14 protein-coding genes and 1 pseudogene are annotated in these 22,860 nt (G+C 47.2%); 4 read left to right on the forward strand and 11 right to left on the reverse strand.

Going from position 1 to position 22,860, the window contains the following annotated elements; genetic code table 11:
- Positions 1–257 precede the first annotated feature (257 nt).
- From P2A85_RS23120 to P2A85_RS23140, 5 genes and pseudogenes are all read right to left on the reverse strand, one after another.
- Positions 258–2,306, reverse strand: a complete 2,049-nt coding sequence (locus P2A85_RS23120; protein WP_377475708.1) for a nitrate ABC transporter ATP-binding protein — start codon at positions 2,304–2,306, stop codon at positions 258–260.
- Between the two features lie 236 nt (positions 2,307–2,542).
- Complete coding sequence (ntrB, locus tag P2A85_RS23125) at positions 2,543–3,412, reverse strand: nitrate ABC transporter permease (RefSeq protein ID WP_340523560.1); 870 nt, start codon at positions 3,410–3,412, stop codon at positions 2,543–2,545.
- 182 nt (positions 3,413–3,594) lie between these two features.
- Positions 3,595–4,923, reverse strand: a complete 1,329-nt coding sequence (locus tag P2A85_RS23130) for a CmpA/NrtA family ABC transporter substrate-binding protein (protein WP_377475710.1) — start codon at positions 4,921–4,923, stop codon at positions 3,595–3,597.
- A gap of 186 nt (positions 4,924–5,109) precedes the next feature.
- The gene (locus P2A85_RS23135) at positions 5,110–5,481 is read right to left on the reverse strand and encodes a 2Fe-2S iron-sulfur cluster-binding protein (RefSeq protein ID WP_377481652.1); all 372 of its coding nucleotides are present in this window, start codon (positions 5,479–5,481) and stop codon (positions 5,110–5,112) included.
- Positions 5,455–6,984: pseudogene (locus tag P2A85_RS23140) on the reverse strand (ferredoxin--nitrite reductase); the annotation flags it as partial. The gene P2A85_RS23135 and the pseudogene P2A85_RS23140, both read right to left, overlap by 27 nt.
- A 585-nt stretch (positions 6,985–7,569) precedes the next feature.
- On the opposite strand from P2A85_RS23140, the gene P2A85_RS23145 reads away from it, so the two are divergent.
- Positions 7,570–7,785: a hypothetical protein gene (locus P2A85_RS23145; RefSeq protein WP_340523574.1), complete on the forward strand. Its 216-nt coding sequence runs from the start codon at positions 7,570–7,572 to the stop codon at positions 7,783–7,785.
- Positions 7,786–7,931: 146 nt separating this feature from the next.
- Here P2A85_RS23145 and P2A85_RS23150 read toward each other — a convergent pair whose 3' ends face one another.
- The 3 genes from P2A85_RS23150 to P2A85_RS23160 all read right to left on the reverse strand — a co-directional run bounded on the left by P2A85_RS23150 (position 7,932) and on the right by P2A85_RS23160 (position 10,432).
- A complete protein-coding gene (locus P2A85_RS23150) occupies positions 7,932–8,234 on the reverse strand; it encodes a hypothetical protein (RefSeq protein WP_377475711.1) in 303 nt (100 codons plus the stop codon).
- Positions 8,235–8,343: 109 nt separating this feature from the next.
- Positions 8,344–8,727 carry a hypothetical protein gene (locus tag P2A85_RS23155; RefSeq protein WP_377475712.1) on the reverse strand — a complete coding sequence of 128 codons (384 nt, stop codon included), beginning with the start codon at positions 8,725–8,727 and terminating at the stop codon, positions 8,344–8,346.
- 346 nt (positions 8,728–9,073) lie between these two features.
- Positions 9,074–10,432, reverse strand: a complete 1,359-nt coding sequence (locus P2A85_RS23160) for a proton extrusion protein PcxA (RefSeq protein WP_377475713.1) — start codon at positions 10,430–10,432, stop codon at positions 9,074–9,076.
- An 81-nt stretch (positions 10,433–10,513) separates the two neighbouring features.
- Here P2A85_RS23160 and P2A85_RS23165 point away from each other — a divergent pair, with 81 nt between their 5' ends.
- Both P2A85_RS23165 and P2A85_RS23170 read left to right on the forward strand, forming a co-directional pair.
- Positions 10,514–12,706, forward strand: coding sequence for a recombinase family protein (locus P2A85_RS23165; protein ID WP_377475714.1), 2,193 nt, complete (start codon positions 10,514–10,516; stop codon positions 12,704–12,706).
- A gap of 507 nt (positions 12,707–13,213) precedes the next feature.
- A complete protein-coding gene (locus P2A85_RS23170; protein ID WP_377475715.1) occupies positions 13,214–16,447 on the forward strand; it encodes an Ig-like domain-containing protein in 3,234 nt (1,077 codons plus the stop codon).
- A gap of 20 nt (positions 16,448–16,467) precedes the next feature.
- On the opposite strand, the gene P2A85_RS23175 is transcribed toward P2A85_RS23170, so the two are convergent.
- Positions 16,468–16,971: a hypothetical protein gene (locus P2A85_RS23175; RefSeq protein ID WP_340541399.1), complete on the reverse strand. Its 504-nt coding sequence runs from the start codon at positions 16,969–16,971 to the stop codon at positions 16,468–16,470.
- Between P2A85_RS23175 and P2A85_RS23180 the strand changes: the two genes are divergently transcribed.
- Positions 16,955–19,606 (forward strand): calcium-binding protein, encoded by a 2,652-nt coding sequence (locus P2A85_RS23180; protein WP_377475716.1) that lies wholly within the window; start codon positions 16,955–16,957, stop codon positions 19,604–19,606. The two genes, P2A85_RS23175 and P2A85_RS23180, sit on opposite strands and share 17 nt — an antisense overlap.
- A 192-nt stretch (positions 19,607–19,798) precedes the next feature.
- Here the strand turns inward: P2A85_RS23180 and P2A85_RS23185 are convergent, their stop codons facing one another.
- Together P2A85_RS23185 and P2A85_RS23190 are read right to left on the reverse strand one after the other, a co-directional pair.
- Positions 19,799–20,506: a rhomboid family intramembrane serine protease gene (locus P2A85_RS23185; protein WP_377475717.1), complete on the reverse strand. Its 708-nt coding sequence runs from the start codon at positions 20,504–20,506 to the stop codon at positions 19,799–19,801.
- 179 nt (positions 20,507–20,685) lie between these two features.
- On the reverse strand, positions 20,686–22,716 hold the full coding sequence (locus P2A85_RS23190) for a family 10 glycosylhydrolase (RefSeq protein ID WP_377475718.1): 2,031 nt from the start codon (positions 22,714–22,716) through the stop codon (positions 20,686–20,688).
- Between the last annotated feature and the right edge of the window lie 144 nt (positions 22,717–22,860).

Consider the following 22,860-nt stretch of genomic DNA (forward strand, 5'->3'; position numbering starts at 1 on the left):
AGTGCAAGAGTTTTAAGTTGAAGAATTGGAATGGGCATCGGGCCTTTATAGCATCGGCAACAAATGACTACTGACTACTGACTACTGACTACTGACTACTGACTACTGACTACTGACTACTGACTACTGACTAATGACTACTGACTACTGACTAATGACTACTGACTAATGACTACTGACTAATGACTACTGACTACTGACTACTGACTACTGACTACTGACTACTGACTACTGACTACTGACTACTGACTTCCTGATTATGCGGCAGGCAGTTTGATTGAACACTGACTGCCTACGGGTTCAATTAAGATTTCTTCAATGCGGACGTTACGCTTGATTTTGACGTTTTCTAGATACTCGATCGGGTCATCTAGATTAAAGACACTACCATCAAATAGTTCAATGCTACGACGATCGCGACCGACATCTGGCAAACCTAATTCTCTGACTGCTTGACCAAACACATCCGGGCGCAAAACTCGATCGACTACTTCCACCCAGTTTTTCGGGAATGGAATCATGCCCCACCTGGCCATTTGCGCCGTCACCCAGAGCATTTCCAGGCGATCGGGAAAATTGGTTTTGTCAACGTAGAACTGATTGAAGTTGTAAACCATTTCCGGTTTGGTCGTCGTACCGTTATTGTAAGGGTCTAGGAAGCCCGGACGCACATCTTTGGGGTCAGCACCGATATATTCTTCTCGGCAAATCAATTCTAAAATTTCTTGGCGGTTGCGGCGATCGTCGCAGTAGTCGCAGGCTTCCAAAAGGGCTTTGACTAGGGCGACGTGAGTTTTCGGATATTTTTGAGCCCAATCTTCGCGAACACCCAGGACTTTTTCGATGTGTCCTGGCATAATGTCCAAGGAACGGGCCACGACAAAACCGATACCGTCGTTGACTGCACGGGAATTCCATGGGTCTCCTGAACAATAACCGTCGATGTTACCTGCTTTTAAATTGGCTACCATCTGTGGGGGCGGAATCACGGTTAAGCCGACATCAAGGTCGGGGTCAATGCCCCCAGCGGCCAGCCAGTAACGGAACAGCAGATTGTGCATCGAGGCCGAGTATACCATGCCCAAGGTGTGAGCTTTGTCGGGGGTACTGTCGATCGCGACTTTCAAATCTTCCAAGGTCCGAATGCCTTGATTGTAAAGGTGTTTGCCTAGGACTATGGCATTGCCGTTGCGGGACAAGGTTAAGGCGCTACAGACGGGGACTGGCACTTCGCCCTCTAAGCCTAGCAGCATGGAGATAGGCATTCCTGCCACCATTTGCGCTGCATCCAGCCGTCCTTGGGCGACTCCTTTAGCGATTTCTTTCCAGCTAGGTTCCCGCACGAGGGTGACTTCTTCCAAACCGTGGGCTTTGAAGAATCCTTTTTCTTTGGCTACTATTAAGGGGGCGCAGTCGGTGAGGGGAATAAAGCCGATATCGAGGTTGACTTTTTCCAAGCCGTTGCGGGATACAACTACCGCTGGGGCTTGTTGTGCTGATTTTTGTTGGGCTGCGCGACGCTGTTTGACTCGTTTTTGTTGGTTGAGGAAGTAAACCATTTCGCCACGCAGGGCGTAGTAACTGGGGTGGTTGACTACTTCCATGCGCTTGCGGGGGCGGGGAATGTTGACTTCGAGGATTTGCCCGATTTGCGCTTCGGGCCCGTTGGTTAGCATCACGATGCGATCGCTCAGCAGCAAGGCCTCGTCAACGTCGTGCGTTACCATAACCCCAGTTACTTTGCTTTCTTCGCAAATTTTCATCAACTGGTCTTGCAAACCGCCACGAGTTAAAGCATCCAATGCGCCGAAGGGTTCGTCTAGCAACAGCAATTTGGGGCGGATCGCGAGGGCGCGGCCGATCGCCACTCGTTGTTTCATCCCCCCAGAAATTTCACTTGGACGTTTGTGGGCGGCGTGTCGCAGTCCGACTAAGGCGATGTGGTGTTCGATAATTAAATCTCGGTCTTCTTTAGATATATCTCTATAGATTTCATCCACCGCTAGAGCAATATTTTCGCGGACTGTCAGCCAAGGTAGCAGGGAGTAATTTTGAAACACTACCATGCGATCGGGGCCAGGCTCGCGGACTTCGCGCCCTTCTAGAGTAATCCCGCCCTGACTTGCTTGATCCAGTCCAGCGATGATATTTAACAGTGTCGATTTACCACAACCGGAGTGTCCGATCAAGGAGATAAATTCTCCTTTTTTAATTTTTAGTTCAATGTTTTTGAGCGCGATATATTGCTCACCATTGGGTAAGTTAAATACGCGGTCTACGTGGTCTACTTCAACAAATACTGACATGATTTTTTTAGGGTAATTTTTACAGAGCAGATGCTAATTATTAATTGTTATTTGGGAATTGGTAATTGGTAATAGCTAATTGGTAATAGCTAATTGGTAATAGCTAGTTGGTAATTGGGCATTGGGAATTAATTTACAACTAATTTTTGGCAGTTTTTAATTTGCAACCATTCCCCATTCCCCATTCCCCATTCCCTATTCCCTATTCCCCATTCCCCATTCCCCATTTCCAAATTCTATTTCTGTTCTTCAGGAACAACTTTGGAGGCGATGAAACCGACAATTCTGTCTAGAATCAAACCGACAATTCCCACATAAAGCACAGCCAGAATCACCGCGCTGAGTCTAGAACTGTTGTAAGCATCCCAGATGAAGAACCCGATGCCAACGCCGCCGACTAACATTTCCGCAGCTACAATCGCCAGCCAAGACAAACCAATACCGATTCTCAAGCCAGTGAAGATGTAAGGAACTGAAGACGGAAGCAAGATTTTCCAGAAGTATTTTTGATTGGGCAGGCGCAAGACGCGGGCGACGTTTCTGTAGTCTTGGGGGATTTGTTGAACGCCTACTGTAGTGTTAATTAAAATCGGCCAAATTGCTGTAATTAAAATCACGAAAAGCGCTGAAACTTCGTTAGCTTTCATTCCCAGTGCTTCAAAGGGATTGAACTGTTGAAATACTGCCAGGGCGATCGGCAACCAAGCCAGGGGCGGGATTGTTCTGAATACTTGAAACAGCGGGTCTAAGGCATCGAACATTAGGGAGTTTGTGCCGATGAGGATTCCTAAACCAATGCCGAGAACTGCTGCTAAAGTAAAGCCGATCGCCACCCGTTGCAAGCTGGCTGCAAGTTGCCAAAATAAGCCTTTGTCGGTGCCACCGTTGTCGAAGAAAGGATTGATAATCAAATTCCAGCTTTCTTGGACGGCTTTGATCGGGCCTGGTAACGACGATGAGGCATCGTGGCAGAGGATTTGCCAAACTATCAGCAGAACTGCGATCGCCACTAGGGGACGGATAATTTTTTTGCGATTTTTCTGAACTTGATTCAGAATGAAATCTACAGGATTTTTGCTTTTAGAAACAGAGAGATTTGTTGCCATATTTTTGAGTGCTGTTTAGTGAATAATTGATTATTTGTAGATACTTTGAACAGAATCCCTGTGAGGATTGGGTGGGTTGAGTTAGGAACCCTGCGTTTCGCTCCGCCCAACTCCACTCAATTTAAAAAATGGTCAACTGTCAACTGTCAACTGTCAACTGTCAACTGTCAACTGTTCACTAATTATGCCTTCTTGATTACCAGAGCCTTCAAATATTCTTCTGGCTTATCTGGGTCAAATTTCACACCATCAAAGAAGGTTTCCACACCGCGAGAAGTGGTAGCCGGAATTTGAGCTGCGGGAACACCAATTGCTGTCGCCGCTGCTTTCCAAATATCCTCCCGGTTAACTTTATCAACCGTTGCTTTGATGTCGGTAGTCGCCGGCATATAACCCCAGCGAATATTTTCGGTAATGAACCAAGCATCGTGACTCTTGTAGGGATAGGAAGCATTGTCCGCCCAGAATTTCATCGCTAAGGTGCTGGCTGGTTCAACTTTACCAGTACCGTAATCAATTTGACCTTTGGCGCGACCGATAATGTCTGCAACTGGCACTTTCAACCACTTATCTTGGGAAATGATTGTACACATTTCGTCTTTATTTTCAGGCTTGTCGCACCACTGTTGAGCTTCCAAGACAGCCATGGTAATTGCTTTAGCAGCTTTGGGATTTTTTGTCACCCAATCTGCTCTTAAAGCTAAGGCTTTTTCTGGGTGATCTTTCCAAATTTCTCCTGTTACTAAGGCAGTGTATCCGACCTTTTGAGTAACTAACTGAGCATTCCAAGGTTCGCCTACACAAAAGGCTTCCATACTGCCGGATTTCATGTTAGCTACCATTTGCGGTGGCGGAACAGGAATCACGGAAACCTCTGTATCTGGATTGATACCACCGGCTGCTAACCAATAACGCATCCACAAGTCGTGGGTACCTCCAGGAAAGGTGATCGCAACTTTTTGATTAGCGAGAGCCGTTTTGAGGGCTTTACTGTCAGTACCTACTTTTAAATCTAGGTATTTTTTACTGACGGAAATTGCCTGACCATTAGTATTTAACCGCGCCACAATGTTCATCGGCACTGGCTGATTACCTTTGGTAATAGTGCCCAATGTCATCTGGTAAGGCATGGGGGATAAAATGTGGGCCCCGTCAATACCACCTTTGTCGGAACCGAGTTCTAAGTTGTCGCGTGTAACAGGCCAAGATGCTTGTTTGGTAACTTGCACGTCTTTCATGCCGTACTTGGCAAATAAGCCTTTTTCTTGGGCAATAATTAAGGGCGCTGAATCAGTTAGAGCAATGAATCCGAGCTTGGCTGCGGTAACTTCTGGGGCGTCGGCGGGGTTGATGCTGACTGCTGGGCTGGGAGTGCCAGAGGAAGCGCTGGGGCTGGGACTGCCAGTGCTATTGCTGGTGCTGGAACCGGAACTGCAACCGTGGGCTAGGAGAGTGCCGGCTGCTGTTGCTCCGGCGGTGATGATGAATTTTCTTCTAGAAAGGTTGCTCATGTGTCTTGAATTTTTGGTGTACTTTGAGATTATGTGAGATAAAGGTGTGAGATTTTGTGCGAACTTGGTGCCTGGGAAAGCAAAAATCTAGGTTTGAGATTGCTTGACTTTGTTCGCACACAATCAAATCATTTCCTTTGCAGTGACATCATACTATTTGGTAGTCTCGGATATCACATTGTGAGATCAGGCATCGATGGTCACTTTGCCGATCGCCCGCGCGCTACAGGTTAAAATGAACCCTGGTTCTATGTCACTGAGCGCGTCAAGTTCGCCATCGTAGGCGATATCGCCTTTGAGGAGTTTTTGCTTACAAGTGCCACAACTTCCTGAGCGGCAACTGCTATCGAGTTCGACTCCGGCACGTTCGGCAACATCGAGGATGAACTCGTCTTCGCTGCAAGCAACTTCTTTGCCCGATCGAGCGAAAATGACAGTAGATGTCTGAGGTTTCGCTCCCGGAACGGTGGTTTCGCCCTCGTCAACCGTCAATAGCAATTGTCGGTTGAGAGAAGCTACCTCCTCAGATGTCTTGGGAACCGCCCCGAACTTATCCACTAAAATTTGCATCAGCACAGGTTTGAGGTCTTCGCAGGGAATACTTTTTTGGACACAGCTACCCAAATGAGCATCTTTGCCGACAGTACCTCCCATATAAATGTCAACACCTTCGAGGGTTTTGCCATTCTTGCGAACCTTTGTCCCCATGAGACCGATATCTGCTACTTGGGGTTGACCGCAGGAATTGGGACAACCAGTCCAGTGAATTCTCACTGGTTTGGGTACTGAGAGTTCGGCTTCCAGTTCCTTAATCATCGCCACCGCACGGCTTTTGGTTTCGATGAGGGCGAAGTTACAAAACTTGGCACCGGTGCAGGAAACCAAGGCTCGTGTTAGGGGTGCGGGGTCGATGGAAAAACGCTCTAGCAGCGGTTCTTTAACCAAGGATTCAATCCGTGATTCAGGAACGTTGGGAATAATCACGTTTTCTTCGACGGTGAGTCTGAGTTCCCCACTGCCGTAAACGTCGGCAATTCTCGCCAAGTCGAATAAATCCGCTGCTGCAAGTCGGCCGACGGGAACGTGCAAACCTACATACTTTAAACCTGATTGTTTTTGGTCGTAAATGCCGATGTGATCGCGTTTGTCCCAGATGATTTCATCTTTGGCCGCAGCAGTCCGCAAAGTACGGCCTAATTCCTGTTCTACTTGGGCTCGGAATTGTTCGATGCCCAACTCGTCAATCAGCCACATGAGGCGGGACTTTTGGCGATTGGCTCTGGGCCCGCGATCGCGGTACACAGTTAATATAGCTTTGCACAAATCTACAACGTCGCTAGGACTTGCCCAGGCGTTGAGGGGAATGGCGGCTTCGCAGCGTTTGGCGGAGAAGAAACCCCCGACTAAAACATTGAAACCGATGTTGCCGTCTTGATAAGCGGGGACAAAGGCGATGTCGTTAATTTCGGCATGGACTGAGTTGTCACGACAGCCTGCGATCGCAATATTAAATTTTCTCGGTAAATTGGAAAACTCGGGATTACCTTCGCCACAATTGGTAATCATGTCTTGAACTTGATAAGCCAATTCCCGCGTGTCTATTAGTTCGTCTGCGTCTAAGCCCGCTACTGGCGAGCCTGTAATATTTCGCACATTATCCATACCAGACTGGACGCTGGTCAGGCCAACTTCTTTGAGGCGGTGGAAGATATCTGGCAAGTCTTCGATCAGAATGCCACGTAGTTGCAGGTTTTGTCTGGTAGTAATGTCAGCGCTGCCGTCATCTCCGTAGCGTTGTACAATTTCTGCCATGGTTCTGGTTTGACTGCTGGTGATGATGCCATTGGGTAAGCGCAGTCGCATCATGAATTTTCCGGGCGTGACCGGCCGAAAGAAGATACCTAGCCATTTCAGGCGATGCTCGCGGTCTGTTGCGTCCATTGCTTCCCAGCCGATTTTAGCGAAGTCTTCCAGTTCCGCTTTGAGCGCTAAGCCGTCTTTTTCGGCTTTGAGTTTTTCAAATTTGTTTAAGCTGGCTTTGGGTTCTACGGTTTGGGTCATGGGTTTACCCTCGCGGCTGGTTTGTTGGGGGAGCTATTGACTTGGGGCATAAAGTGTGATTTTTCGCTAACCTTAGTGAGTTTACTGATTTAAAACTGTATATCTAGTTACTCGATCGCATTTCTTGTAAGCATCGTTGGCTATCTATAGATTAGATTTTTACTAGGTGCTGCTGAGACAGCCACGAAACTACTTTGGTAATAGTTGCTAAGGATGCTTCGGTCGATCGCCACCTTTCTGTGCGCCTTGGTTGTGAACTAATGTAAATCCCTTAACCGTAAATATTCGTAGCAATTTTTACAAAACATCTAGTTTTATGAATTTTTAGCGTATCACCCATGCGTTTTTTGCATAAACGAGTAAAAATGCCTAGTGAGTTAAAAAAATTAATAAATATTTAGATTTGGGTCGCTAAAAATATTTTTGTGACATGGATCGTAGTCTGTGAGTTCTCAGCATCACACAATTAGAGTGCCTAATGTCACGTACTTTGTATCAAAATATCACCAGATATACGATGCCGGCATCACCAGGGATTTTGGGAGAACCAGAGATGATATATATGTAGAGTTCAATCAACATCTCATGTTTTTCATTCAACTGATTCCCGGCGCTATTTCAGAAATACTTGCTTCTGTGAGCGATACTGGCACTTTGACCATAGCCGATCGCTATGGCTTGATGGCCGCGGTTTTGGACGAATCTCTCGAAGACGAAGACAGAAACTCCATGAACCGTTTGTTGCGTTCTGTGCTCAAGGGACGAGTCAAGATAGTCAACGAACTGTCGGCGATTATTTAGAACACGGGTTTATATATTGTAGAGTAAATAATACGATTACTGAAATATCTTTGTTAAGATTTATACTTAAAAAGCTATAAAATATACAAATAAATTCCGATTTGAGCGCTGTCATATCTTTACCAAAACTTTAAATAAAATGAGTATCATTCATGTTGATTTTTGTCAAACGTCTCCAAGGGAATATCGAGTCCGTATTCACCTTTTGGACCAGTTGTTGCGGATGGTTCGCTGGCATCTAGTACGCCATTTTTGTTAGCGTCCAAGAAAACAGTAGCCCCAGCGATATAGCCGTCAATAACAGAACCCAGACCTCGATTGTAAAAATCAAAAAATGCTATATCCGATGCACCGGCAGCATCTTTGGCTGTTACTCGAATCCAGTAGTTGCGATCGCGCGCCAAGCTATCGTCAACTCTGAAAGTGCGGCTGGCGGGATCGAAATTCATGCCAGTTGGTAAGGGGCTAATGCGACTCCAACTTGTCGGGATTGGCGATCTCCATCGATCGCATTGGGCAGGCGTACTTAATTGAGGAACAGTCCAATGAAGACGATTTTTAGCAAAACGATACCAGTGAGCGATCGCAAATCTTGTTAAATAGAGCCGCCAACGAGCTCGGAGAGTCCCAACTGGTAATTCGTTCGTGCAAAAATGGCAGGGCCCAACTGCCTTGTTCTGCGGGTATCCATGCCAATGTGCTGTAGCCATATCCTACTGTTACCGGACGACCTCCTAATTGTGACGGCGAATGTTCGTAAGTGCGTTCTTTAAGGGTTTTTGCATGAGGTCTGGACCAACTTGTATGGTCGCCTGCTAAGACAATCTGTTCTGACTGCGGGATTTGTGCGATGTAAAGTTTCATTAATTGCTCTCGATCGGGTCGCGTATCTTGCACTGCCTCGTAGACACTCGACCATTGACGGCGAAAGACACAAGACAACGATAAATCGGCTCAACTTTGAGCTGTTCTCGTCAGCAAGACTGCATCCATTAATTCAAAGGTAGCATCCTGTGCTTTACATAAATTCTTGTAGATGGCTTACTGGACTTCTATCTTATGGTTGAGCCTCATAACTTGTCGCCAGCGACCGTTGCCGTTGGTGAGTGCGGTGACGATCGTGATTTAATAGCTGTTTAGTCTAAACTCCAGTTATTAAGGGGAGGGAGTAAGAAATTCACAAATGATGCGAGGATGGCTATAGTTAGTTGTTGGTTCTAATAACTAATAACCAATAACTAATAACTAATAACAACTAACCAATGCCCAATGCCCCATTCCCCATTCCCTATTCGTTCATATTCTTGTAAGTAGCTACAGCAGAAGGGGAACTCCGATTTAAGTAGCGGAATATCCAATACTTAAAGACGGTATCCAAAATCACAGGAAAAGTGGCAATGAACAGAAATATGAACTGCCGATTTTCTGGTAGTCCGAAATGTCTTGATACACCTTCGAGAATTACTTCCCAACCGTGGGGTGAGTGGAATCCGACAAACACATCGGTAAACAAAATAATCACAAAAGCCTTTGCACTGTCACTGAGACCATAAACCACATCGTCCATAAAAGACTTGACAATTTCAATTTCTTTCTTGTTGGTGAGGAGAATCATCACAAAAGCCAGACCGGAAATCAAATCCGCAAATACATTTTTGATAGCCCCAGAGCTTTCACTCCCGAATTCTTCAGCTATTTCCAGAGCTTTTTCTTCAATTCTCTTTTCGGTTTCTTCTGGAGAAATCGCTGGAGCCCTACCAATTAATGTTTGAAATTTCAGGTGTTGCTCAAACTTTTCCAATTCTTTAAAGGCTTCCTCTTCCAAATCAACATTGATGAAAACAGGAGCATTGTTATTCGTTCTTATGCGATCGACTATCGGTCCAACTATAAAATTTTTGGCGATTTGATGAGTCAACAGCGGCACTAATATCAAAAGTAAAATAAACCTTAAAGAAATGACTGTTTTTACTTTTGAATTGCGAAAGTTTTTAACTACTTCTTTTTCGGCGGCCGGATCTAACTCTTTAGTAATGCGATTCAACGTCCCCAAAAGCGATCGGGGCAATAAACTCACTTCCTCAGTATAAGTATCAACTCCCTCAGCGTCACTGGGGATGGAGTTAGGGGAACCATTATTTTGGTAAGGTTGAGGACTGCCAGTTTTAGAACTAATGGGAAGATTGGGACTATTAGAAATTGGTACAATAGCCGTGGGTTTACGATTAATGTAGCGGGCGATGACTCTATCAATAAACTCTAACTTTTCAAATACAAGGGAGGCTCGATCTTTGGTATCTATGCCGAATCCACGGTGGTAACGATCGACCAAAACTCCACTCTTCGGTTGAGCAGCCACCCGCTCTGGTAGTTCCAAAAAAGCACGGCTGGCATTAAACTCAACCATTCTAGTTTGAATGGCTTTGAGGTATTTTTGTAGATCGGATTTAAAGTAAGATAAAGTGCTGTCTCCGTAATCGCCCGCGCGATCGCCAATGGGTTGACCACCAAAATGCTCGTCTTCGATCGCCTTAATTGCCAAAGCAGCTTCGTAGGCTTGTTCTAGAGCTCTTTCCGGCGTTTCTCGATACCATTGGCGAGCACTGTAGAGATATTTTACAAATCTGTTCCAGGGAGAAGTATTCATAGCTAAAGCTGGTTAGTCTACCGTGGGATTAGTAGTTAAAGTATTCATGGTATAGTAGCAAACTTACTTAGATTAGAAATCGTGTCTTCGGATTCAATTTGGATTGTCGGAGCCGCTCGCAGTGGCAAAACCAGTCGCCTAATTGAACAGTTCTGCCTGTGGAGCAAAACTGTTAAGCCTCTGTCAGCAACAGTTTCAAGTCGCTTGGGTTCTGGCCATCGCCGGCTGGGACAGACTGGCCGAGCAATTTTAGTTTTAGCAGCTAATGGAGAAAATCGCCTGGAATTGGCCGATCGCATCGCCGTCGCCACCCAAGGAAAATATACCTTTAACTCAACCACACCCTTTGGCTTTTTCGAGCAGGAGGTAATGCTTTTTTGGCCGTTGCTAATGGATTCCCTGGAATTGAGGACTCAATTTCCCCTGCGGCTGCAACCTGAAACTGAACTGGAACTTGCAACTAGACTATGGCGTCACGAGCTAGACGAAGGGATTTTGCAACAAACAGGGGTAAGTCCAAATCGCATGGTGCGTCGAACTCTAGATTTGTTACAACTGGCTGCGGTTAGCGGGACACCGATGGAGACAATTCCCACTATTCTGGAACAGGGATTTGCTCAGCAAAGTGGCCAGACTCGTCTTTGGACTACCATGGGAGAGTTGCTGGGAAGATGGCGGGAATGGTGTTTGACAAGGGGGCTGCTGACTTACGGGATGATTGGGGAACTCTACTGGCGCTATCTGTTGCAGAATCCCACTTACCAAGAGCGTTTAGCCTCGCGATATCAAGCAGTCATCGCTGACGATGTGGATGATTATCCAGCTATCAGTCGCGATTTGTTGGAGTTTTTGCTGTCTTCAGGGGCGACGGGGGCCTTCACCTACAATCCAGATGGAGGAGTGCGCTTGGGCTTGGGGGCTGATACTGAATATATGGCTCAACTGGAAACACGCTGTGCCACAGTGGAATACTTGGATCGAAAAGCAGGTTTAGCTAAAGATATTGGTGAGTTAGCGGTGAATTTAGCTGTTAATTTTGATGCTTTTTATCCTTTTGGTTTGAGTTTTCCTGTGGAGGTGCGATCGATCCAAACTACCTCACGGGCCCAACTGCTGCGAGAAACCGCTGAAATCATTGCTGAGGCGGTTAAGTCAAAGGCTGTGGCACCGGGGGAGATAGCCGTAATTGCTCCTGGTATAGATGCGATCGCCCGTTACACCCTCACAGAAATTTTAGCCCGCGACAACATCGCCACGGAATCCCTCAACGATCAGCGTCCCCTGTCAAGTACCCCAGCGATTCGAGCTTTGCTGACATTGCTAGCGTTAGTTTATCCGGGACTAGGCCGTTTAGTCGATCGAGACGCAGTAGCGGAAATGCTGGTAGTGTTAAGCAGGCAGAGAAACCGCCCATGGGAAGAGGAACCGGAAGCAGAGGCTAACAATCCCACATCTAAAATCCCACATCTAAAATCGATCGACCCCGTGAGAGCTGGTTTAATTGCCGATCACTGTTTTTGTCCCAATCTCGATCGACCCCCATTGTTACCGTTGACAGCCTTTCCTCGATGGGACAGACTCGGATACCGAGCGGCGGCGGCTTACGAAGACATTGTGGAGTGGATCGAACAACAGCGGAGGCAACAACAGGAGCGACTGTTGCCGAGTCCTATTTCCCTGCTCGATCGCGCTATCCAAAAATTTCTGATCTTCGATCGATACCTAGCCTACGATCGACTAGCAGCCCTGCGAGAATTAATGGAAACTGCCACTCACTATTGGGAAATAGACGGACGAATGCAGCAAATAGAACCAAAGTCTGGTGGCGACTCCGAGACGATCGCCCGTTTTATTCATTTATTGCGCCAAGGAACCGTCACCGCCAACCCCTTTCCAGTCAGGCCAGATGGGCCCGATGGTCAAACCGTCACCATCGCCAATATCTTTCAGTACCGCAGCAGTCGTCGCGCCCACCAATGGCATTTTTGGCTAGATGCGGGTTCGCCGCTGTGGCTGAGTGGGGGTGCGGCTACGCTGTATGGTGCTCCTTTGTTTTGGCGATCGCAACAGGGGCGATCGTGGGAAAGTGAAGACGAAGAAACAGAAGGACAACAGCGACTGCGGCGAATTCTGGTAGATTTGTTAAGTCGCTGTTCCCAACTTTACCTATGCCACAGCGAACTCGCCGTCAACGGACAAGAACAAACCGGGCCACTTCTGCCTCTAATTCACAACTCTGTTTCTTATCAAAGACCTGCGATGGGTAGAAGGTAGAAACCAGAAACAAGAAGGAAGAATAAATTAGTTAAGTAGAAGGAAGAAGATCGATGTGAATAATCGCAAGCCAGTAAGCTTTTAAGCGATTTGGATCTTGCATTTAATTACGTGGACTTACTTAGTTGTTACTTGTTATTTGTTAGTTTTTACTTCCCCTAACCAATAGCAAGTATAGCGGTTCTCAAAAAAGTGAGGTATGCCCTATGCCCTATGCCCTATGCCCTATGCCCTATGCCCTATGCCCTATGCCCATGAGTACCTCATCTTTCTGAGAAAGGCTATACATCAATACCCAATCCCTGCCGTTTAATCCGCCCATTACCGATTACCGATTACCGATTACCGATTACCCATTACCCATTGCCCATTACCCATTGCCCAATTAATTTAGTATGTTAGAACAGAATGAGATTATTAATCAATGTAAGGCCAAAATTTTGGCAACTAACTGATATCAATCAGTTTGAAAGTCAATCATAATCATTGTGTAAAGGAGCCAAAATTATGCCATCAGCAGTACCATTTATTCCGGTGCCAACGCCAACTCCAACTCCAGACCCAACGCCAACGCCAACTCCAGACCCAACGCCAACCCCAACGCCAACTCCCCCCCCAACGCCCACTCCGGCCCCAACGCCAACTCCCGCCGACGATACATTTGGGGGGATAGACGACACCTTGGGCACAGGTGGCAGCACGACACCCGCAATCATCGGCGGGATTATCCGCGGTACAGACAAAAATGACTCCTTGATAGGCAGTATCGGCCCCGACGTGATTTCTGGGCTGCAAGGCAACGATAACCTCCAAGGTGGGGAGGGCGACGACCTGGTATTTGGCAACGAAGATGATGATGTACTATTCGGTGGACCAGGTAACGACGCTCTCGACGGCGGTTCAGGACTAGATACGCTCTACGGAGGGAAAGGTAGCGACTCCCTAGACGGGGGAAATAACCCCGACCTGCTTTATGGTAATGACGGCAACGACACCGTAGTGGGAGGGGAAGGCAGAGACACAGCTTTCGGTGGCAAAGGCGGTGACAGCCTGCGCGGTGGCTTGGGTGATGATAGTATGTTTGGCGATCGAGGTGATGACGTTCTTTGGGGCGACCAAGGTAACGACTCCCTGTTCGGTGGCGACGGCGACGACCTGGAATTTGGCAACGAAGGAGGCGACTGGCTCTACGGCAACGTCGGCGCGGACACAATTTTTGCCAATGATGGAGACGACATCGTTTTCGGCGGTGCTGGCGAGGACATCATCGATGGTGGTGCTGGCAACGACGTTCTGTGGGGAGAAACAGGCAAAGACTTAGTTTCAGGAGGCGAAGGCAAAGATGTCTTCGTCATGGCCCGTGTTAGCTCTCCCGGCATTGGTGGCACCACAGACCCGGTATTTATCACCAGCGGCGGCCCTGACATTGGTGATGCCGATATTTTTACAGATTTTCGCATTGGCGAAGATCTAATTGGCTTAGGTGGAGACCTCAAGTTTGAAGATTTGATCATCTTCCAAAGCAGCGACACCAAAGCAGGCAGTACGATTATTCGCAACGGTGTCAGTGGCGACTTTTTAGCAGTATTGCCTGGAGTGGACAGCAGAACCCTCGGCCGCAGCAGTTTTGTGATTGGCCAGACAGTTCCCGGCAGCGCTACCCCTCTCCCCACACCGACTCCAGCCCCCACTCCGACTCCAACACCCAATCCGACACCAACTCCAACTCCGACTCCAACACCGACTCCAACTCCAACACCGACTCCAACACCGACTCCAACTCCAACACCCAATCCGACACCAACACCAAATCCAACCCCAACACCCAATCCGACACCGACTCCAACACCGACTCCAACTCCCTTGCTCAATCAGGCTCCAAAGGCAGTTAACGACAACTTCACCACCGTGGCGGGACAAACACTGAGTCTCAACGTCCTGTTAAACGACACTGACCCAGACAATAACATTCTGACTGTTACCACTTTTACCGCCACCAGCAAGGGGAGTTTGACTCCTGTGGGCGGTGGCAGTTTCAAATACACCCCGAATGCTGGCTTTTCTGGTGCCGACAGCTTTAGTTACTCCATCTCAGATGGCAGAGGAGGTACAAGTCAGGCGGTAGCGACAATCAACGTCAGTAGCCCGCCGAAGCTAGCAATTAATGATGGTGTAGTTGTTGCTAAAAGCGCTCCGATTGGGACAATTACGGCGGCCGATTTGTTAGTTACAGACAGCGACAACACGGCGTCGGAAATTGTTTACACGATTACTCAAGCCCCTAACGCCAACAAAGGCTTTATCCAAAGGGGTACTGCTTTGTTGAATGTCGGCAGTAAATTCACCCAAGATGATATCAATAACAACATCATCAAATACAACCTGTTACCGACTGGGGGCAACGACAGCTTTACGTTTACAGCGTCAGACGGTTCTGGGACGATCGGACCGGCATCCTTCAGTATTACCGTTGTAGATAGTATCGTCGATCGCAGCAACCTCCCAGCCAGCAGCTTTACAGGCAGCAACCTGAGCGACTTTATCATCGGGGGTCCGGGAGAGGATACCATCAGTGGTGGTGATGGCAACGACATCATCGACGGTAGAGCCGGCAACGACCTAGAACTCGGTCAAGCAGGGAATGACTCTCTGCTAGGTTTTACAGGCAACGACACCATCGACGGAGGCGAAGGCAATGACACCATCGACGGCGAAGACGGCATCGACTCCCTCATAGGCGGGGTGGGTAATGACCTGATGTTTGGGGGTAATGACAACGACATCCTCAGTGGCGGTGACGGTAGCGATACCATTGACGGTGGCACAGGCAATGACTCCGTACTTGGCGAAGTTGGCGACGACTCGATACTTGGCGGCGTTGGTAACGACACCTTATTTGGCGGGGTTGGCGACGACTCCATCGAAGGCGGTGTTGGTGATGACATCCTCGACGGCGGTATCGGCAGAGACTTCCTCGATGGCGGTATCAATAACGACTCCATCTCCGGTGGCGACAGCGACGACACCATTTTGGGTGGAGAGGGCAACGATACTGAACTCGGAGGTGCGGGCAATGACTATCTCTTGGGCGAAGTTGGTAGCGACTCGCTGTTGGGAGATGCCGGAGACGACACCATCGATGGTGGCATTGGCAGCGATAGTCTTAGTGGCGGCTTCGGCAACGACTTGCTGTTGGGTGCTGATGACAATGACTCGCTTTCTGGCGGTGCGGGCAATGATATTATCGGCGGCGGTGCTGGTTCTGACTTACTCACCGGGGATGCTGGCAATGATTTCTTCTACTACGAAAATCCTAGTGAAGGCGTGGACATTATTGCTGATTTTAACAACGGTAATGGCAACGATAACTTCTTGTTCAGATCCGCAAACTTTGGTGGATTTACTAACTCTGGCACTGCTAACGATTTCACCAGTTTTATCGTCAGAAATATTGGCAGTGGCGGAGACAATATCAGCAAGCAATCAGTCATTTTGTTTGAAAATAAATTCGACAATGCTCAAGCAGTGAATGCAGTATTGAAAAATCAGAATGGTTCGGGCAAAACAGGAGCTTTCTTTGTGTATCTGAATAATACTTTCAACAAGTATGTTCTCGGCTTCGATCCGAATGCTGCTGATGACAGTCTCCCAGCTTTTGATTTGGCTGTGTTGAATTCTATTCCTACAGTCCCAGGTTCTCTGAGCACGGTGATTACTGCGTCGCAGTTTAAGTTCATTTAACCTGAAATATTGGCTCATTCTTAAGAACAGGCTTTCCGGCCTGTTCCACAAGGAGTGAATTTGATTGTGGGGTGGGTCGGAGAACCCACCCATAAAAGACTTGTTGAGAATCTATTGTTTAATGTTTGAATAGAACCACAAGGAGGCCGAATTATGCCAAGTGCAGTATCATTCTTTTTTCTCGAAACCGGTACAGATCCTTCATTAATCGGTACGACTTCATCTACTGGTACAACGACTTCATCTACTGGTACAACGACTTCATCTACTGGTACAACGACTTCATCTACCGGTACAACGACTTCATCTACCGGTACAACAACTTCATCTACTGGTACAACAACTTCATCTACTGGTACAACAACTTCATCTACTGGTACAACGACTTCATCTACTGGTACAACGACTTCATCTACTGGTACAACGACGATTTCGATAACGCCTGTATCACGACCAACTCCGATCGCCCCTCCGACCCCCCCCACACCGATATTTGTCGATGGCATAGTGGTAGGAAGGAGCATCGCTGACTATTTCATCGGTAGCTTGTTCAATGACACCATTTCCAGCCGTGAAGGGGATGACACAATTCTCGGTCGCGATGGGGATGATTTACTCAGAGGGGAGGATGGTAATGATTATCTCAACGGTGGAGCTGGCAAGGATATAGTTGATGGCGGCCCTGGTAATGATACCGCACGGGGTGGTAAAGACGATGACCTGGTAATTGGCGATCGGGGTAACGATCGAGTTTTTGGGGACCAAGGCAACGATACTGTCTTGGGTGGTGAAGGTGATGACACACTCTATGGCGGTAAGGGGAATGATTCTCTGCGCGGAGGTGGCGAGGGCGACTTAATTTTTGGCGATAAGGGCAATGACAGTGTTTTTGGCGATACTGGCAATGATTGTTTGCAGGGCGGTGCTGGCAGTGATTTGCTGTTCGGTGAAGAGGGTGGAGACATCATCAGTGGCGGGGTAGGCAATGATACTGCTGATGGCGGCGATGGAGATGACCGACTCTTCGGGGGCGATGGCAATGATTCTGTGTCTGGTGGCGCAGGAGATGATGTTATGGCGGGCGATCGCGGTACTGATACTCTGACAGGAGGCGATGGTGCGGATATCTTTATTCTCGGTAGGGTGGGCACATCCGCTGGGGGTAGCGGTTTTCTGACTACTGGTGGACCTCAAATTGGCGATGCTGATTTAATTACAGATTTTAAGGCTGGAGATTCGATCGGTCTAGCTGGAGGTTTGAGCTTTACAGACTTAAATATCTTTCAGGGTCAAGGATCGAATTCTAGCAACACAATTATTCAAGACAAGCGCACTGGTGAATTTTTGGCGGTCTTAATTGATGTTAGGGCTAACGCGCTAGATGAATCTAAGTTCACGACAGCTCAAATACCCCGTGTAGACGACAATCCCTTCATCATTCAGGGGACAACGACTTCCACAACTGGCACAACGACTTCCACAACTGGCACAAGAACTTCCACCACTGGGACAACGACTTCCACAACTGGGACAACGACTTCCACAACTGGGACAACGACTTCCACAACTGGGACAACGACTTCCACAACTGGGACAACGACTTCTACAACTGGCACAACGACTTCTACAACTCCCACACCAGCAACCACAACTCCCACACCAGCAACCACAAGTCCCACACCAGCAACCACAACTCCCACACCAGCAACCACAACTCCCACACCAGCAACCACAACTCCTACACCAGCAACCACAACTCCTACACCAGCAACCACAACTCCTACACCCACAACATCAGCAGGGACAACCGCGAGTCCGACACCAGGAACATTACCAACACTGGTTCCAAGTCCGAGTCCGAGTCCGAGTCCGAGTCCAAGTCCGAGTTCTTCCATCGTCCCAACTCCCACTTTGCCGAGTCCAACTCCACCGGCTTTTCCATCACCAACTCCTAACCAGCCGCCCATCGTCGAAAGTGGCAAAACGATAACAGGTTTCCAGAATTTGCCTCTGTCTCTAAGCATTTCCGCCCCTAGTGACCCGGAGGGCCAGTCCGTGTCAGCCACTGTCACCCAACTGCCAAATCCTAAATTCGGTTTAGTGGTTACTGGTACAATCCCGATCGCCGTCAACCAAAAATTGACCGTTCAAGAATTAGTCGGACTGAATTTCACACCCGCAACAGATGTCATCGGACAAGCGGGATCTTTCAGCTACAGCGTCACAGACGAACAGGGTGGCACAGCAGCAGCAGGAGTCGCAATTAACATCAATTCTTTCAATACATCGGTAACTACTCCAACTAACCTAAGTCCGATCGCAGTTGATGACGGCATCGTATTCACAAATACCAACAATTTGCTACCGACATTCATCGACGTGCTAGCCAACGATGTCAGCCCGCAAAATGGGAAACTCAACATCATCAACGTCGGCACACCGAAACTGGGGATAGCCGTAAATCTAGTCTCTCAGGTGCAATTCATCCCCGGTAATGTACCCGGTAGCACTACTTTTAGCTACAACATCAGCGATGGATTCGGCACAACTCCAGGCACCGGTGTTGTCACCGTTCAAATCTTGCCCGGAGATAGCGGGCCAAACAATCTAATTGGCGGCTCTTTGGCTGATAATTTTAACGGTTTGGCCGGCAGCGATACGATCGACGGTAGAGGTGGCAACGATACGATTAACGGCGGTGTGGATAACGACGTACTCATAGGTGGCCCAGGGGTCGATACTATGACTGGTGGGGGTGGTAGCAATCAATTCCGGTATACCAGTCCTGATTCAGGAGGGCCGGTGTTTGATGCTGCTTCTTCGGCTGCAATCAATGCTGCGATCGCCGCAGGTGGATATGATTTAATTACAGATTTTACTGGTCTAGGAGTGCCGATCGCCGATCAGTTTAATTTTGCCCCCGGATTCGGGAATGTCAGCAGCACCAACCAAGTTTTACTCCCCGTGCAAACAACAGTTTCATCTAATATTTTAGGAGGAACAGCATTCTTATTTGCCTATGACACTGGCGGCAACACTTACATCATTTATGATGGCAATGGCAATAATGTCACTGGCAGTGATTCTCGGATTTTGGCGAAATTAAACGGTGTAACCGGCGTTTCTGCTTTGTCAGGATTTGACTTTACTTTCATCTAGAAACAGAGTCATTAGTTAGTGGTTACGGGTTATTTGTGATTTGCTTGACCCTGCAAATCACAAATAACCAATAATATCAAATCCTCTCTTCATCGTCCTGTATTAAACTCTCTCTTCTCTTGCTTCGCGTACTTCGCGCCTTCGCGGTTAAATCATTCCGATACAACCGGAATTGATATAACTACTAACTAATCACCAAATCTCATTATCTTCAGAAAACAGCCCCAACAAAGGGCCAAGAATAGCACCAAAAACAAACCCACCAGCATGGGCCCAGTAGGCAACTCCCCCAGATTCCATACCCACATTAGCGGGCGCATTCAAAGAAGCAAGGCCGTTAAATGCCTGCTGTACAAACCAAAATCCTAGAAAAAAGAAAGCAGGTATTCTGACAGTAGTAATAAAGATTCCCAAGGGGAGTAATGTTAGAACTTTGGCTTGGGGATATCGTAGAATATAAGCTCCCATGACACCTGCGATCGCACCGCTAGCACCCAGAGAAGGAATAGCCGATGCTGAGGCAAAAAACCACTGAGTTAGGGATGCTAAAACGCCACAAGTAAGGTAAAATATTATAAACTTTATGTGTCCTAAACGGTCTTCTACATTGTTGCCAAAAATCCAGAGAAATAACATATTTCCGGCGACGTGGAGAAAGCCTGCGTGTAGGAATTGGGAAGAAATTAGCGTTATCCATTCGGGAAAGGGCGAAGCGGGTAGAGAAACTCGACAGATATTAGTTAGCTGACAAGGTACTACGGCCCAGGAGTAGAAGAATTGCGTTAATTGGCGATCGCCCAAAGTTAATTCGTACAAAAATACTAACACATTGGCAGCAATCAGTCCATAGGTGACATAGGGAGTGATGCGTGTGGGATTTTCATCGCGCAAGGGAACCATAGGATTTGTTTGTCATTAAAATATTCACCCTAGGATAGCGCATCTATTTTCAAGATGTCTCCTGTCTAGAGGAAGATAATTGCTGAGGGTTCAGGGTTCAGGGTTGACTGTTGACTGTTGTCTGTTGTTACCAATTACCAATTACCAATTACCAATTACCAATTACCAATTACCAATAACTATTGACTAATAACTACCACAACTCCCGCACTTTCCACCGCCATTCTACTTACGGCGCACAAAGCATAGGTTCCCGGTTGGATTGCTATTTCTGCTGTCTCTGCATTCAGAATTCTCATCAATTTCCAACTATTACCATTTTTCTGATAAATTGTCCAAGAGCAGATATTATTTTTGGCTGAATTGTTCCAACTCAAAACAGAGCTATTTGCCACTTTTTTGACTTCAATTCCAGTCGGAGTAGGTGGCGGAGTTCCCTTTAGCCAAGGCATCGTAGGAACCAGTGCCAAGTTGGCATAGGTAGTCGCTTTGAAATTATCATAAATTTGCTGGCGATTGTCAGTAAATGATTTCATGCTGAAAAATATATTGCCCAACGCTAACTTTTCATCTAGGTTGCGCGCGATCTGAATTTGTTTGTTGATTTCGGCAACCGTCCACTTATTACCGTCAAGTAAGCCTAAGTTGTTTCCAGCGTAAATATGTTTTTGTTTGGGGTTGTTTGCTACCCACCAATTTAACAGCATTGGATAACTTTGAGCAGTTTCGTCTATGCGCCAGTAAAGTTGCGGAGTTAGGTAATCTACCAAACCTAATTCTAACCATTTTTTCGAGTCAGCATAAAGTTCTTCGTAAGTATCTAAACCGCGACTTCCCGGTGGTTGTCCTGGGCGATAAATGCCGAAGGGACTGATGCCAAATTTAACATGAGATTTGGTGGATTTAATGCCTTCTGCTACTCTTTTAATTAAGCTATTGACATTTTCTCTACGCCAGTCTCCCAGACTCAGTTTCCCTCCTTGCGATCGATAATTATTATAAGTCTTGCTGTCAGGAAATTCTTTGCCCGCTATCGGATAAGGATAGAAGTAATCGTCAAAGTGAATGCCATCTAGATCGTAGCGCTTCACTACGTCTAGAATTACCTTGTAAGTCCGGTCTTGAACTGTCGGAATTCCGGGGTCCATCCACATTTGATCGCCCCAAGCATACACGCATTCGGGATTAGTTACCGAGATGTGAGGGCTGACAGTGGCGGGGGTTTTACTAGAAACTTTGGCGCGGTAGGGATTTAACCAAGCATGAACTTCTATGTTGCGTTTGTGGCTTTCAGTAATGGCAAATTCTAAAGGGTCATAATAGGGTTGGGGGGGCTTTCCTTGGGTTCCTGTCAGCCAAGCACTCCAAGGTTCTAATTCTGATGGGTAAAGGGCATCTCCCGCTGGTCGAATTTGAAGGATGACAGCATTAAAATTCATTTCTGCTAATCTGTCAAGGATTTTCAGCAGTTCGTTTTTTTGCTGTTCGGTTGAGAGTTTGGCGCTGGATGGCCAGTCAATATTCCAGACAGTTGTTACCCAGGCTGCGCGAAATTCTCGCTGATGACTGACTTGCACTGTTGGTAGTGGTGGTGGGGGAGTTTTGCCGATAGTTACGATGTATTGTGAGGGAATTTTTGGCGCTCTTTTTAAATAAACTAATGCTTGATAAACCCAGGCGCAAACATCGGCTCGTGTGGCGTTTCCAGCGGGATTTAATAATTTTAAGTTTGGATAATTGACGACTATTTCTGATTGAGTTGCTAGGGCGATCGCACTTTTGGCGTAGTTGGGAATTTCTGTGCTATCTTGATAGATGTTGGATAGGACAAGATTGGTCGGTGGGGCAGTATTGGCATCGAAAATACCGCTGACTAAAGCCAAGAAAGCCTCGACTCTGGTAATTTTATTTTCTGGCTTAAATAAATTGTTGGGATAGCCAGATATAAAGCCTCTTTTAAATGCTGTTTGAATGGCTGGTGCTGCCCAGTAGGTAGTGGGAACGTCGGCAAAGGGCAGGTATGTTTGTTTGTCTGGTGTGGGAAATGCTTTGCTGACTATGGTGGCAAATTGGGCGCGGGTTAAGTTAGTGTTAGGACTGAAAGTGCGATCGGGCAAACCGCTGACAATTGCTCGTTCCATTAAGCCTTCAATAAATTGTCTCGCCCAATGATTTTGAATGTCCGAGAAGCTGATACTGTTGGAAACCATAATTATATTGAGGGATTTAAAATTAACATCTGAATTTTTTTAGTTGAGGCGAAGCCTCTGGATCTGCGTTACCAGGCAGAGCCTGGTAACGAGAAACGAGAAAGAAAACTCACTCATATCAAGAACAGGCGGGAGGGTCTGTTC

The organism is Microcoleus anatoxicus (assembly GCF_042465725.1).
Lineage (GTDB): Bacteria > Cyanobacteriota > Cyanobacteriia > Cyanobacteriales > Microcoleaceae > Microcoleus > Microcoleus anatoxicus.

What these genes read in the sequence shown, in the direction of transcription:
- P2A85_RS23120 (WP_377475708.1), bottom strand. Translation starts at nt 2,306, where the DNA reads ATGTCAGTATTTGTTGAAGTAGACCACGTAGACCGCGTATTTAACTTA.
- ntrB (WP_340523560.1), bottom strand. Translation starts at nt 3,412, where the DNA reads ATGGCAACAAATCTCTCTGTTTCTAAAAGCAAAAATCCTGTAGATTTC.
- P2A85_RS23130 (WP_377475710.1), bottom strand. Translation starts at nt 4,923, where the DNA reads ATGAGCAACCTTTCTAGAAGAAAATTCATCATCACCGCCGGAGCAACA.
- P2A85_RS23145 (WP_340523574.1), top strand. Translation starts at nt 7,570, where the DNA reads ATGTTTTTCATTCAACTGATTCCCGGCGCTATTTCAGAAATACTTGCT.
- P2A85_RS23150 (WP_377475711.1), bottom strand. Translation starts at nt 8,234, where the DNA reads ATGAATTTCGATCCCGCCAGCCGCACTTTCAGAGTTGACGATAGCTTG.
- P2A85_RS23160 (WP_377475713.1), bottom strand. Translation starts at nt 10,432, where the DNA reads ATGAATACTTCTCCCTGGAACAGATTTGTAAAATATCTCTACAGTGCT.
- P2A85_RS23170 (WP_377475715.1), top strand. Translation starts at nt 13,214, where the DNA reads ATGCCATCAGCAGTACCATTTATTCCGGTGCCAACGCCAACTCCAACT.
- P2A85_RS23175 (WP_340541399.1), bottom strand. Translation starts at nt 16,971, where the DNA reads ATGCTCCTTCCTACCACTATGCCATCGACAAATATCGGTGTGGGGGGG.
- P2A85_RS23185 (WP_377475717.1), bottom strand. Translation starts at nt 20,506, where the DNA reads ATGGTTCCCTTGCGCGATGAAAATCCCACACGCATCACTCCCTATGTC.
- P2A85_RS23190 (WP_377475718.1), bottom strand. Translation starts at nt 22,716, where the DNA reads ATGGTTTCCAACAGTATCAGCTTCTCGGACATTCAAAATCATTGGGCG.